The 12,850-nt window shown below is 70.7% G+C and carries 14 protein-coding genes; 6 read left to right on the top strand and 8 right to left on the bottom strand.

Annotation, left to right across the window (positions count from 1 at the left end):
- Positions 1-60 precede the first annotated feature (60 nt).
- Positions 61-594, bottom strand: a complete 534-nt coding sequence (locus tag IG08_RS59895; protein WP_052424434.1) for an RICIN domain-containing protein — start codon at positions 592-594, stop codon at positions 61-63.
- Positions 595-874: 280 nt separating this feature from the next.
- On the opposite strand from IG08_RS59895, the gene IG08_RS0101775 reads away from it, so the two are divergent.
- Complete coding sequence (locus IG08_RS0101775) at positions 875-1,651, top strand: group II truncated hemoglobin (protein WP_030595215.1); 777 nt, start codon at positions 875-877, stop codon at positions 1,649-1,651.
- Here IG08_RS0101775 and IG08_RS0101770 read toward each other — a convergent pair.
- Entirely contained in the window at positions 1,643-2,551 is a 909-nt protein-coding gene (locus IG08_RS0101770) for a helix-turn-helix domain-containing protein (RefSeq protein WP_030595213.1), read from the bottom strand. The two genes, IG08_RS0101775 and IG08_RS0101770, sit on opposite strands and share 9 nt — an antisense overlap.
- A gap of 170 nt (positions 2,552-2,721) precedes the next feature.
- Here IG08_RS0101770 and IG08_RS0101765 point away from each other — a divergent pair, with 170 nt between their 5' ends.
- Positions 2,722-3,762 carry an NAD(P)-dependent alcohol dehydrogenase gene (locus tag IG08_RS0101765; protein WP_030595210.1) on the top strand — a complete coding sequence of 347 codons (1,041 nt, stop codon included), beginning with the start codon at positions 2,722-2,724 and terminating at the stop codon, positions 3,760-3,762.
- A gap of 44 nt (positions 3,763-3,806) precedes the next feature.
- Here IG08_RS0101765 and IG08_RS0101760 read toward each other — a convergent pair whose 3' ends face one another.
- The 3 genes from IG08_RS0101760 to IG08_RS0101750 form a co-directional block, all read right to left on the bottom strand.
- Positions 3,807-4,871, bottom strand: coding sequence for a FecCD family ABC transporter permease (locus tag IG08_RS0101760; protein ID WP_030595207.1), 1,065 nt, complete (start codon positions 4,869-4,871; stop codon positions 3,807-3,809).
- A 110-nt stretch (positions 4,872-4,981) separates the two neighbouring features.
- Positions 4,982-5,971 carry a FecCD family ABC transporter permease gene (locus tag IG08_RS0101755; protein ID WP_030595205.1) on the bottom strand — a complete coding sequence of 330 codons (990 nt, stop codon included), beginning with the start codon at positions 5,969-5,971 and terminating at the stop codon, positions 4,982-4,984.
- Positions 5,968-7,017: an ABC transporter substrate-binding protein gene (locus IG08_RS0101750; protein ID WP_030595202.1), complete on the bottom strand. Its 1,050-nt coding sequence runs from the start codon at positions 7,015-7,017 to the stop codon at positions 5,968-5,970. Before IG08_RS0101750 ends, IG08_RS0101755 begins: the two co-directional genes overlap by 4 nt.
- A 113-nt stretch (positions 7,018-7,130) precedes the next feature.
- Between IG08_RS0101750 and IG08_RS0101745 the strand changes: the two genes are divergently transcribed.
- Positions 7,131-7,514, top strand: coding sequence for a VOC family protein (locus tag IG08_RS0101745; protein ID WP_030595199.1), 384 nt, complete (start codon positions 7,131-7,133; stop codon positions 7,512-7,514).
- A gap of 2 nt (positions 7,515-7,516) precedes the next feature.
- Here the strand turns inward: IG08_RS0101745 and IG08_RS0101740 are convergent, their stop codons facing one another.
- On the bottom strand, positions 7,517-8,533 hold the full coding sequence (locus IG08_RS0101740; protein WP_030595194.1) for a GlxA family transcriptional regulator: 1,017 nt from the start codon (positions 8,531-8,533) through the stop codon (positions 7,517-7,519).
- 128 nt (positions 8,534-8,661) lie between these two features.
- On the opposite strand from IG08_RS0101740, the gene IG08_RS0101735 reads away from it, so the two are divergent.
- Positions 8,662-9,084: a hypothetical protein gene (locus IG08_RS0101735; RefSeq protein WP_030595193.1), complete on the top strand. Its 423-nt coding sequence runs from the start codon at positions 8,662-8,664 to the stop codon at positions 9,082-9,084.
- Between the two features lie 13 nt (positions 9,085-9,097).
- On the opposite strand, the gene IG08_RS0101730 is transcribed toward IG08_RS0101735, so the two are convergent.
- The gene (locus tag IG08_RS0101730; protein WP_030595191.1) at positions 9,098-9,796 is read right to left on the bottom strand and encodes a hypothetical protein; all 699 of its coding nucleotides are present in this window, start codon (positions 9,794-9,796) and stop codon (positions 9,098-9,100) included.
- A gap of 429 nt (positions 9,797-10,225) precedes the next feature.
- On the opposite strand from IG08_RS0101730, the gene IG08_RS0101725 reads away from it, so the two are divergent.
- Both IG08_RS0101725 and msrA read left to right on the top strand, forming a co-directional pair.
- Positions 10,226-11,014, top strand: coding sequence for an alpha/beta hydrolase (locus tag IG08_RS0101725; protein WP_030595189.1), 789 nt, complete (start codon positions 10,226-10,228; stop codon positions 11,012-11,014).
- 231 nt (positions 11,015-11,245) lie between these two features.
- Positions 11,246-11,758, top strand: a complete 513-nt coding sequence (gene msrA / locus IG08_RS0101720) for a peptide-methionine (S)-S-oxide reductase MsrA (RefSeq protein ID WP_030595186.1) — start codon at positions 11,246-11,248, stop codon at positions 11,756-11,758.
- A 37-nt stretch (positions 11,759-11,795) separates the two neighbouring features.
- On the opposite strand, the gene IG08_RS0101715 is transcribed toward msrA, so the two are convergent.
- Positions 11,796-12,848 (bottom strand): MerR family transcriptional regulator, encoded by a 1,053-nt coding sequence (locus IG08_RS0101715; protein ID WP_030595183.1) that lies wholly within the window; start codon positions 12,846-12,848, stop codon positions 11,796-11,798.
- Positions 12,849-12,850 lie beyond the last annotated feature (2 nt).

Below are 12,850 nucleotides of genomic sequence, written 5' to 3'. Positions count from 1 at the left end.
GCGCAACTGAGGGGCCTGCCGGAAGGTGACTTCCGGCAGGCCCCTTCGCTTAGGCCGTTATCACGCGACCTGGTCCCACTTCTGCTCCGGGTTGGTGCTCACGTCTCTGCACGTCCACTGGACGGCGGCGACACCGTTCGCCACATTGGCGCTGGGGATGGCGAGGCAGAGGTCGCTCTCCTTGTTCCAGAGGCGATGGCTGCTGTCGTAGATCCACTGCTGTTCGGTGCTGCCGTTGCAGGGCCACTGGATCGCCTCCGCGCCCAGGGTGTGGCTTCCGCCGCCGATCGCCAGACACTTTCCGGTGGCGTAGTTCTTGAGGGTGTACGTCGACGTCGCTCCCGAAACCAGGGTCCAGGTCCACAGCTGATCGGTGTCCCACGAGCCGTCGGCTGCCTTGTCGCAGGTGAACTGGATGGCGGCCGTCCCGTTCGCCGCCGAGCTGCCGCCGGGAATCGCCAGACACTTCTGGCTGTTGTCGTTCCGGATGCCGGTGGTGCCCTCGACCCCGACCGCGTTGGCGGAAGTGGCGGAAAGCGGGATGGCGATCGCCGCGACTGCTCCGACGATCGCCGCCATGCTGCGCTTGCGCATTGTTTCCCCTCCTGTGAGTGATGGCTCACGCGAAGCCGGGGTCCGACGCCGGTGCGGCCCATATGCCCCCCCGTCGTACCCGGCATTGCGATCACCTGTCCGATCACCATGCGGTGTGACCGCCGGGGCTGTCGTTAACAGTGGGTCCACAGGTGTGTTGGCCCTGCGTCTACTCCCGTGACCGTCTTGGAGGGGAGCCGGGATCCGGGCGAATCCGCCTTTCGGCGCCGCTTCGCCGGAAGTGCAGCTTCCGGCGGGCCGTCCGTGTTTCCGTGGGCGCATGACCACAGAGACCGTCGAGTACATCCGGTACCACATCCCGGAAGAACAGTCGGCGGAGTTCCTGTCCGCCTACACCCGGGCCGCGGCCCAGCTGGCGGCGGCCCCGCAGTGCGTCGGCTACGAACTGGCGCGCTGCGAGGAGGACTTCGAGCACTTCGTCCTGCGCATCGTCTGGACGTCGACCGAGGCCCACGTCGAGGGCTTCCGCAAGTCGGAGCTGTTCCCCGACTTCCTCGCCGAGATCCGCGCGTACATCCCGAGCATCCAGGAGATGCGGCACTACAAGCCGACCACGGTTCGGGGCACGGGTTCAGCCGTCCCCACGCTCTACGCGTGGGCGGGCGGCGGCGAGGCCTTCGACCGGCTCACCTCGGTCTTCTACGAGAAGGTGGTCAAGGACGACCTCCTGGCCCCGGTGTTCGACGGGTTGGCCCCCGAGCATGCGCAGCACGTCGCCCTCTGGCTGGCCGAGGCCTTCGGCGGCCCGCCCGCCTACTCCGAGACCCAGGGCGGCCACGGCCACATGGTGGCCAAGCACATGGGCCGGGGCATCACGGAGACCCAGCGCCGCCGCTGGGTCAACCTGATCCAGGACGCGGCCGACGAGGCGGGCCTCCCGACGGACGCCGAGTTCCGCTCCGCGTTCGTGGCGTATGTGGAGTGGGGCACGCGGCTCGCCGTGTACTTCTCCGGCCCCGACGCCAAGCCGCCGGCGGAGCAGCCGGTGCCGAAGTGGACCTGGGGGGCCGCGCCGCCGTACGTGCCCTCAGACTGACGTACCCGCTCGTGTCGCGTCCGTGCCCCAGCTGGCGAGCAGCCGTAGGGCCTCCGCGGAGGGGGAGCCCGGCTCGGCGTGGTAGGTGATCAGGGTCTGGTCGGTGTCGTCGGCCAGGGGGAAGGACTCGAAGGAGAGGGTCAGTTCACCGACGAGCGGGTGGCGCAGGTGCTTGACGCCGTAGCTCTTCTCCTTGACGTCGTGGGTGGCCCACAGGCGCCTGAACTCCTCGCTCTTCACGGAGAGTTCGCCGACCAGGGCGGACAGGCGCGGGTCGTCGGGGTGGCAGCCCGCGTCCATGCGGAGGTAGCTGACCATGTCGGTCGCCTTCTGGTCCCACTCCACGAACAGGTCGCGGTACTCGGGCCTCAGGAACACCATCCGCGCCCAGTTCCGCTCCTGGGGCGGCAGTTCGGACCAGTCGCCGAAGACCGCCGCGGCCATCCGGTTCCAGGCGAGGACGTCCGAGCGCCGGCCGGTGATGTACGCCGGGAAGCCGTCCATCGTGTCCAGCAGCTGCCGCAGCGCACCCCGCACCTGCTGCGTACGCCCCGCCGGCTTCTTCTTGTGCTGCTTCGGCTTCGCGAGGTGGGTCAGGTGCGCGTGCTCGGCGTCGGACAGCCGCAGCGCGCGGGCGATCGCGTCGAGGACCTCCGCCGAGACATTGCGCCCGTTGCCCTGCTCCAGCCGCGTGTAGTACGCCACCGACACCCCGGCCAGCTGCGCCAGCTCCTCGCGGCGCAGCCCCGGCACCCGCCGGTGCCGGCCGAAGTCCGGCAGCCCCACGTCCTCCGGCTTCAGCCGGGCCCGCCGGGTGCGCAGGAACTCGCTGAGCTCGGCCCGCCGGTCCAGCGGACCTCCGCGGGTGGGCTCCTGCGCGGGTTCGGGGTGTTCGTCCATGCCTCAAGTATTCACGGTCGTACGCTCACGAGCCTGACCCCGCCAGTAGTAGGACCAGCGGACGTACGCAGAGCCGTGACCTGGGTGAACGCTGTGCCCTCTGGCAGGCTGGCTCTCGTGCCCGGCCGGAAGGCAGCCGGGCGCGACCCCTCTGCTAGGAGAACCCCGGCATGACCACTGTCGCCGCATACGCCGCCCCCGCCGCCAAGGCTCCGCTGGAGCGCACCACCATCGAGCGCCGTGCGGTCCGTGAATTCGACGTCCTGATCGACATCAGGTTCGCCGGCATCTGTCACTCCGACATCCACCAGGTCCACGAGGGCTGGGGCGAGGCGATCTTCCCGATGGTGCCCGGTCACGAGATCGCGGGCATCGTCTCCGAGGTGGGCCCCGGTGTCACGAAGTTCCAGGTCGGCGACCGGGTGGGCGTCGGCTGCATGGTCGACTCCTGCCGCGAGTGCGACAACTGCAAGGCGGGCCTGGAGCAGTACTGCACGGGGGGCAACGTCGGCACGTACAACGCCGTCGGCAAGGACGGCGAGCCCACCTACGGCGGCTATGCCGAGAAGATCGTCGTCGACGAGAACTTCGTCGTCACCATTCCGGAGGGCCTGGCCCTCGACGAGGCCGCCCCGCTCCTGTGCGCCGGCATCACCACGTACTCCCCGCTCAAGCACTGGAACGCCGGCCCCGGCAAGAAGGTCGCCATCCTCGGCATGGGCGGCCTCGGCCACATGGGCGTCAAGATCGCGCACGCGCTGGGCGCCGAGGTGACCGTCCTCTCGCAGTCCCTGCGCAAGCAGGACGACGGCCTGAAGCTGGGCGCGGACCACTACTACGCGACCAGCGACGAGGCGACCTTCAAGGAGCTCGCGGGCACCTTCGACCTCATCCTGTCCACGGTCTCGGCCCCGCTGAACCTGGACGCCTACCTGTCCCTGCTCAAGACGGACGGCGCCTTCGTGAACGTCGGCGCCCCCGAGGAGCCCGTCGCCCTCAACCTCTTCTCGGTGATCGGCGGCCGCAAGACCCTCGCCGGCTCCGGCATCGGCGGCATCCAGGAGACCCAGGAGATGCTGGACTTCTGCGCCGAGCACGGCTTCGGCGCGGAGATCGAGCTGATCCGCGCCGACGAGATCAACGAGGCGTACGAGCGGGTGCTGGCGAGCGATGTCCGGTACCGGTTCGTGATCGACACGGCCACCATCTGATCCTCGCTTCGTGTGGGGCCCCGGCGGTTCTTCTGCCGGGGCCCTCAGCGTGTCGCCGTACGCCGCCCCAGCAGCCACAGCAGATACGGCCCCCCGACGAGGGACGTCAGCGCCCCGACCGGGATCTCCAGCGGCGGCAGCAGCGTGCGGGCCGCGAGGTCGGCGGCGACCAGGACGAACGCGCCCGTCAACGCCGAGCACAGCAGGGGAAGTTGGGGCGTGCGGGTCAGCCGCCGGGCCAGCTGGGGCGAGGTCAGGGCGACGAACCCGATAGGGCCCGCCGCGCCGGTCGCTGTCGCTGCGAGAACGACCCCGAGCACGGTGAGCCCGAGCCGCACCCGGTCCACCCGCACTCCGAGCGCGGCCGCCGTGTCCGGGTCAAGGCCGAGCGGCCGCAGCGCCCGGCCCGCCCACACCAGCGCGGGCAGACACAGCAGCAGTACGACGGCCAGGGGCCCCGCCTGCTCCCAGCCCCGCCCGTTGAGACTGCCGGTCAGCCACAGCTTGATCTGCTCGGCGGCCTCCAGCTCGCTGTCGGTGAGATACAGCTGGACGATCGCGGACAGCGCGACGCCGATCCCGACCCCGGTGAGCACGAAACGGTTCGGCTGCATGCCGTGGCGCCAGGCCAGTACGTAGACGAGGGCGGCGGCCGCGAGCCCGCCCGCGACGGAGATGACGGGCATCGCGCTGGGGGAGGCGACCATGCCGGTCGAGAGCGCGAGGACGGTCGCGGCGGCGGCGCCGTGGCCCACGCCGATGACGTCGGGGCTGGCGAGGGGGTTGCGGGTGACGGACTGCACCAGCGCACCGGACAGCCCGAGCGCGGCGCCGACGAGCGCGCCGACCACGATCCGGGGTACGCGCAACTCGCCGACGATCAGGTCGTACGGCCCGGATCCGGTGCGCAGGGTGTGCCAGACCTCGGCGGGGGAGACGTAGGTCTGGCCGAGGCAGGCGGAGGCGAGCATGACGGCGGCGAGAAGGACGAGAAGGGCGGCGGATACGGCGGCCGAGCGGCGGTGGAGGAGGAGGGAGACGCGGGGGTGGGGACGGAGGAGGGTGTGCCCCGCCGTCAGCCCGCGGGCAGCTGGCGCCGTCCCCCTCAAGCCGCGGGCAATCGTGCCGCCTGGGGCGGCTCCCGACCCACAGAAGGCGGCACCCCGCCGGCGCCGGGCTGCGCCACCCACCCCCGGCCAGCCCCAACGCCGGTCACCCTTCACGAAGCCGTACCTCTCCGCCGTACCAGCACAACCAGCACCGGCACCCCCACCAACGCCGTCATAACCCCCGCCGGCACCTCGGCCGGAGCCCGCACCACCCGCCCCGCAACATCCGCGCCCACCAACAACGCGGCCCCGAGCAGCGCGGACAAGGGCAGCACCGCACGATGTCCCCCCGAGACCAGCCGCCGAGCCAGATGCGGCACCGCCAGCCCCACGAACGCGATCGGCCCCGCCGCAGCCACCGCCGCAGCGGTCAGCAGCGTCGCCCCCAGCGCAGCAACCCCCCGCACCAGCTGAACCCGATGCCCCAGCGCCCGAGCCGTCTCGTCGCCGAGGGCCAGCGCGTCCAGCCCCCGCGCACACGCCAGCACCAGCACCGCCCCCGCGAGGAGAAACGGCAGCATGTCCACGACCGTCCCCGCGTCCCGCCCGCTCAGCGCGCCCACCTGCCAGAACCGGAACTGGTCCAGCGTGGCCGAGCTGGAGGTGAGGACGACCGTCGTGCCCCCGGCCGTCATGGCCGACAGGGCCGTTCCCGCCAGCGCCAGCTTGACCGGCGAGGCCCCGCCGCGTCCGCGCACGGCGATGCCGTACACCAGGCACGCGGCGACGACGGCACCGGCGAAGGCGTACCAGACATAGCCGCCGAAGCCGTTCGCGAGCCCGAAGGAGAGGGCGAGAACCACACCCGCCGCCGCGCCCTGGCTCAGCCCGAGGATGCCCGGGTCGGCGAGCGGATTGCGGGTGACGGCCTGGAGCGCCGCCCCGGCGAGCCCGAGCGCGGCGCCCGCCGTCAGCCCGACCTCGGTCCGCGGCACCCGCAGCGACCGTACGACAAGGGCGTCCGGCGAACCCCCGCCGTGCAGCAGGGCGTCGAGGACGGCCGACAGCGGTACGGCACGGGTGCCGACGGCGAGGCTGAGCAGGCCGGCGGCGGCCACCGCGAGGACGGCCGCCGGCCAGGCGAGGTTCTTCGGGCTCACTTGCCGATGTGCTCGGCGAGCTGGGAGATCACCAGACGCGCGGCGCTGGGGCCGGCGTTGAGGTACCAGGGGTCGTCGTCGACCTTCACGGCCTGCCCGGCCTCGACCGCCTTCATCGACTTCCACAGGGGCCCGGCCAGCACGCTCGCCGCGTCGGTCTCGGAGGCGTCGCCCTGGACGGAGTAGAAGATCCAGTCACCGTCGGCGGTGTCGACGCTCTCGGCGCCGATGTCCTCCGAGATGGCGTTGAACTGCTGGGACTTGGGGCGCGACAGCCCCATGTCGACGGCGATGGAACCGGTGAAGGAGGAGACGCCGAACATGCGGGTGCGGTCGGGGGTGAAGCGGACCATGGAGACGGTGGGGTCGCCGTCGAGCGCGGAGCCCTTCGCCTTGGCGTCGGCAACGATGTCATCCAGCAGATCCTGGGCCGCCTCGCCCTTGCCGACCGCCTCGCCGACGAGCAGCAGGTCGCGCTTCCAGTTGATGCCGTTGCCCGCCGTGATCACGGTGGGCGCGATCTTCGACAGCTTGGGGTAGAGGTCGCCGAGCGAGTCGTTGGCCAGGATCAGGTCCGGCTTGGCGGCGGCGAGGGACTCCAGGTTGGGGGCCTGGCGGGTGCCCGCGTCGGTCATGTCGGCGAGCGCGGACTTGTCCTTCGGGAAGGCGTCCGCGAGGTAGTCGGGCACCAGGCCGGCGTTGTCGGCGCGGGTGGTGGCCGTGGGTACGACGCCCAGGGAGAGGAGGTCGTCGAGCTGGCCGGTGCTGAGGACGGCGATCTTCTTCGGCTCGGCCTTGAGGGTCGTCTTGCCCTTGAAGTGCGTGACGGTGCGCGGGAAGGTGCCGTCGGTGTCCGTGTCGGCGCCCATGCCGTCGGCGAGGGTGCTCGGCGCGGCGGACGGCCCCTCCGAGGCGCCCATCACGGGGTTGCGGGCTTCTTTGGCGGTGCCGCTGTCACCGCTGTCCGAGGACGAGGACGAGCAGCCGGCGAGCAGCCCTCCGACCACGGTCGCGGCCAGGACGGCCTTCACTGCTGCTGTACGCACGACTGGCACTCCGACGTTCTCAAGGTTTGCTGCGGCAAGTCCCCAGAGGCTTTCTAAGGCAAGCCTTACCTTAAACGGTCGAGGAGTATGGTCTGAACGAGGAGGCCTATACGATGACCGTTCACCTGAACCACACCATCGTCGCCGCGCACGACAAGAACGCCTCGGCCCGCTTCCTGGCCGACATCCTGGGACTGAAGGTGAGTCCGGAGTGGGGCCCCTTCGCCCCGATCGAGATCCCGAACGGCGTGACCCTCGACTACATCGACACCGCCGACGCCATCACGCCGCAGCACTACGCCTTCCTCGTCTCCGAGGACGACTTCGACACGATCTTCGCGCGCGTGCGGGAGGCCGGGCTGACGTACTGGGCGGACCCGTTCCACCGTCGTTCCGGCGAGATCAATCGCAACGACGGGGGCCGGGGTGCGTACTTCGACGATCCGAACGGGCACAACCTGGAGATCCTGACGCGGCCGTACGGCAGCGGGGGCTGACGCTAGGCCGTTCCTTCGGCGGCCTGCGTGGCCCGGTACCGGGACGGTGAGATGCCGTAGCGGCTGGTGAACGCCTGCCGCAGGGTCTCGGCCGTGCCCAGGCCGCAGCGGGTGGCCACGCTCGCCATGGGGAGGGTGGTGGAGGCCAGGAGGTGGGCGGCGGCCTCGGTGCGCGACTGGCGTACGAAACGGCCCGGGGTCTGGCCGAGTTCCTCCTGGAACAGCCGGGTGAGGTGGCGTGGGGTGACGCCGGCGCGGGCCGCGAGCGCGGTGGCGTTCAGGTCGTGGTCCGGGTGGCCGGTGATGTACTCGACCAGTCGGCGGACCAGGTCGTTCCTGGGTGGCGGGGCCGCGGTGTGCAGGCTCATCTGCGCCTGGTTTCCCGGCCGTTGGAGGTAGGTGACGAGGTCCCGCGCCACACCGCGGGCCACCTCGGCGCCGTGGTCCTCCTCGATGAGGGCGAGGGTGAGGTCCAGGGCGCTGGTGATGCCCGCAGCCGTATAGACATTGCCGTCGCGGATATAGATGGGGTCGGGATCGACGACGACCTTCGGGTGACGGGCGGCGAGTTGGGCGGCGAACCGCCAGTGCGTGGTGGCCCGGCGGCCGTCCAGCAGTCCGGCGGCGGCCAGGATGCCGGCCCCGGTGCACACGGAGACCACCCGGCTGCTCTCCCGGGCCAGGCGCCGGACATGGCCGAGCAGCCGGGGATCGGACGCGGCCCGCTCGTGGCCAGCGCCCGCGCCACCGGAGACGATCAACGTGTCGAGCGGGCCGATGAGTTGTTCCAGGGACTGCTGCCCCTGCAGCGTCAGCCCCGAGCCGCAGGTGAAGGAGGCGCCGCCGGGGCAGGCCACGGTGACGCGGTAGGGGCGGGAGGGGGAGCCGAGCGCGTTCGCCGTGGCGTCTGTGAGTGCCGTGACGTGTGCGTTCGCCATGGCCAACGGCGTGGTCACGCAGGCGATGTCCAGCAGTTCGGCGGTGTCATAGCCGACGATCACCATCAGCCGTTCGTCCACGGCTCAACCCTATGCGGAAAGGACCGGGGTCCCAAGGTTCCGGACAACTCCTGCTCCGCGTCGCGCTCTTGGTGACCGCGTGGTCCAACAGTGGAGTCGTCCGGCATCAACAACCCTCGGGAGAAGCCATGTTGGCCGAGTCCTTGCACACCCGGTCCATGCGGACCATGCACCGTTGGCCCACCCTGCTGGCCGTCGGCGTCGCGGTCGCGACCTTCGCGGACGGCCTCCCCGCCCTGGAGCTCCTGGCCGGGCTCCTGGTCCTCATGCCGCTCTGCTACCTGGCCTTCGGCGCCGTACGCGGAGAGCTCCGCACCCCGGGCGCACTCACCCTCCAGGCCGCCGGCCTGCTCGCCTTCGGCGCCGTCGCCCTGGTGGCCGTCGCGGTGGACGACACCGTCGCGCGGTACGTCCTGGCGGCGGGCTGGCTGGGGCACGCCGTCTGGGACGTGGTCCATCACCGGTCCGGGAAGGTCGTACCGCGGGCGTGGGCGGAGTGGTGCTTCGTCGTCGATCTGCTGGGTGCGGCGGCGCTGCTCGTACCGGCGTAGCCGCACGGCAGGGTCACCTCTGGCAGTGGTGGGCGCTGTTCTGGCGGGTGACCTCGAGGTACGAGAGTTTCGTCCAGCTCGGCTTGATGCCGACGGGGGCTTTCCCGCCCCACACCGGGGATTCGGTCGAGGGCAGCAGTACGACCCGGATGGTGAACTCCAGATGGTCGTGGGCGCTCTTCGGATCGCCGAGCGTCACGCTGGTGTTCCAACTGCGGCGCTGGTTCGCGGGGACCTGGAACTTCGGGAAGTCGGGAGCCTCTTGCAGCCACGTCTCGCCGTGGTTGTCCTCGACGAAAACGGCGATCTGCTTGTTCTCGGGGAGAGGGCCGGTCAACTGCCCCTGGACGAACTCGCACTGCCCGATGCCGGCGTCACGACTGCCGACGGAGATGCTCGAGGTCAACTTCTGCGTACCGTCGCGCAGTTGTCCGCCGTCGGCCAGGGTGCTGCTCCCTGCCTTGCCGTCTGACCCGTCTGACCCGTCCGCTCCGTCGCCTCTGCCGCCGAGGAGTGTGACTCCCAGGGAGACGACGGTGGCCAGCGACGCCGCCACGGCGAGAGAGGTGGCGAGCCTGCGACGCCATCGAATACCCGATTCGGGCCGGGGGTCGGGGCCGGCGTCCTGCTGGAGCCGGGTGTCCGGCTCGTCCTGGTGCGTCGGCGCGGAGGCCGGAGGGCTGTCTGAGGTGGCGGAGGGAACGGCGGGCATGGCGGAACTCCGGGAGCTGTGACAGGTGACCGAGTACGGCGGCGCGAGGAGAAGAGCCGTCAACGGCAATCCGCGCCGGGGCACCCAAGTTTCACAGCCTCGTGCCCCGCATCGGCCGGCACGACCTCGGCTTCATCCCAACCGGTGAAACGGTTGCGCAACGGCGTACCGGCGGCGAACCGCGCGACGTGCGGCGCGCCGGTGGGTGAGCCGGTGGGTGAGCCGTGCACCGCTGGTCGGCAGGGAAAGGGTTGGGCGGGAGGGCGTTCGCGCTGCTAGCTTGCAGGAGATCGTGACATCGCTGGAGGAGGTGAGACCCATGAACGCTGGATCCAAGTGGGTGCTCCCCTCTTCTTCACGGTCGGGCCATTGACATAGGTGTCGCCGGGAGCGCCTCGACAACAAGGCACTCCCGAAAGGCAACTACCTGTGCATTCTGTGCATTTCACTGCGGAGACATCGTCGGACGGTGTCATCGAACGCGACTTCACGGTGGGTGAGGTCACCGGCGTGCTCTGGTCGCCCGCATCCGCATCCGCATCCGGCTCCGCATCCGGCTCCGGTCGCGCGCCTCTGGTGTTGATGGGCCATGGCGGCGGCACACACAAGAAGGCCCCGGGAATGGTGGGCCGTGCCCACCTCCTCGTCACCGGCTGCGGTTTCCACGTCGCCGCCATCGACGCGCCCGGCCACGACGGCCGACCCCGCACGGTGTACGACGAGCAGGAGATCGCCGCGATGCGGCAGGCGATGGCAACGGGCGAGCCGGTCGGTCCGATCGTCGTCCGCTACAACGCCCACCTCGCGGAGCGCGCCGTACCGGAGTGGCGGGCGACCCTGGACGCCCTCCAGGAACTGCCGGAGATCGGCACCGAAGGGCCGGTCGGCTACTACGGCCTGAACATGGGCACCGCGATCGGGGTTCCGCTGACGGCGGTCGAACCCAGGATCACCGCCGCGGCCTTCGGTCTCCACTGGCCCGACGCCCTCGCCGAGACGGCGAAGCAGATCACCATCCCGATCGAGTTCACGCTCCAGTGGGACGACGAGCACATCCCGCGCGAGTCCGGTCTGGCGCTGTTCGACGCCTTCGCCTCAAAGGAGAAGACGCTGCACGCCAACGCGGGCAGGCACAAGGAACTACCCAGGTTCGAGGCCGACAGCGCGGTCCGCTTCTTCGCCCGACATCTCGGCGGGGCCGTCACGTCACCGGCGTGATCTGACCTGATCTGACCTGACCGACGTCCTGCGCCCAGCGCCGGACGTCGGTCAGCAGCTCCGGGGGATCCGGCGGCCTGACCGGCGTGGGGGTGGGCCACCGCAGGGCCGGTCGGGCGGGCACGGAATCGTCGGGAACCCTCGTGCGTTGAGGAGGGTGGGTGTGGGATGCCGGTGGTGTGCGAGCCGAGTAGCCCGAGTGACCGAGCTGACAGATATGGGAGGGCCGCGATGGCTGCGCAGACGCAGAGGGCCGTGCTGGCGGGCGGATGCTTCTGGGGGATGGAGGAGCTGATCCGCCGACTTCCGGGCGTGACGGCGACCCGGGTGGGATACACCGGGGGTGACGTGCCGAACGCGACGTACCGCAACCACGGCACGCACGCGGAGGCCATCGAGATCCTTTTCGATCCGGCCAAGACCGACTTCCGCGCGCTCCTGGAGTTCTTCTTCCAGATCCACGACCCGAGCACCAAGGACCGCCAGGGCAACGACATCGGCCTCAGCTACCGCTCGGCGATCTACTACGTGGATGACGAGCAGAAGCGGATCGCCGAGGACACGATCGCGGATGTGGACGCTTCTGGCCTGTGGCCGGGCAAGGTCGTCACCGAGGTGGAGCCGGTGGGCCCCTTCTGGGAGGCCGAGCCCGAGCATCAGGATTACCTGCAGCGCTACCCGGACGGCTACACCTGCCACTTCCCGCGCCCGGGATGGCGGCTGCCGGCCCGCGCGGAGGGCTGACGGCCGGCCGCTTGTGCGGCACCCCAGGAGAGATCCGTCACCGTGCGTCGCGTAGCTGAAGCAGGTACGTCGCAGTCAGCGCGACGGCGCGGTCCCCGTCCTGCGACAGCTCCACGAGGGCACATGAAGCCGTGCTCCCGGGGATGTCCGCCAGCGCCTGGGTGAGGCGTACGCGTGCAGGGGCTTCTGTGGGTGCGGTGGGTGCGGTGGGTGCGGTGGGTGCGGTGGGTTCAGTGGTTTCAGTGGTCTCGTGGGCCAGGCGGTCGACGAGCCCGCCGGCGATCTGATCCGCCGTCGCGGTGTCGCTCGCCAGCATGCTCAGTGCATCGGCCGCATCGGTGTCGTTCCTTCCCTCTACGATCATGTCGATGAGCGCCGGGATCGCATCGGCGACTCCACGCGTCCCGAGGGCCAGCGCCGCATGGCCGCGGATCACGGCATCGGGGTCCGCGAGGGCGTCCCGCAGCAGGGCGGTGGTCTCGTCACCGGGCATCTCGGCGAGGGACCGAACGGCACGTTCGCGCACCGCGGCCACCGGTGAGGCGAGGCCCTTCGCCAGCAGTGCCGTGCCGCCGTCGCCCGATCGCGCCAGCGCCCATCGAAGGGCTCCGGCGACGTTCGGGTCCGTCTCCCTGAGCACCGCCTCGACCAGGGCCTCCACCGGCAATTCGCCGGCTGAAGAGAGGGCCGCACGCTGGCGCGCGGCAGCGCTCTTCGACCCCAGCGCCTGGAGGACTGCGACGACTTGGAGGACGTCCTCCCAGCCGGCGGGTTCCGCGGCATCGATCCGGCGGAGCCGCGTGAGCAACTCGGTCTCGGCCGCGATGCGTTCGCGTGTCTGGCGGATGAGGTCGTCGACGAGCGCCGAGGGCGTGAAGCCGGGATCGTCGAGCGCGCGTCCGATCTCACGCAGCGACAGTCCCAGCGACCGCAGGCTCTCGATGTGGAAGATCCGCCGGATGTCCTCGCCGGAGTACTCCCGATAGCCGGAGCCCGTACGACCCGAAGGCCGCAGCAGCCCGAGCGACTCGTAATGCCTGAGCATGCGGGCGCTGACCCCGGACCGCCGCGCCACCTCACCGATCAACACGT

Source organism: Streptomyces fulvoviolaceus, assembly GCF_000718165.1.
Classification (GTDB): Bacteria; Actinomycetota; Actinomycetes; order Streptomycetales; family Streptomycetaceae; genus Streptomyces; species Streptomyces fulvoviolaceus.
The sequence above is the reverse complement of the archived record's forward strand: the minus strand, read 5'-3'. Positions and strand labels throughout refer to the sequence as shown.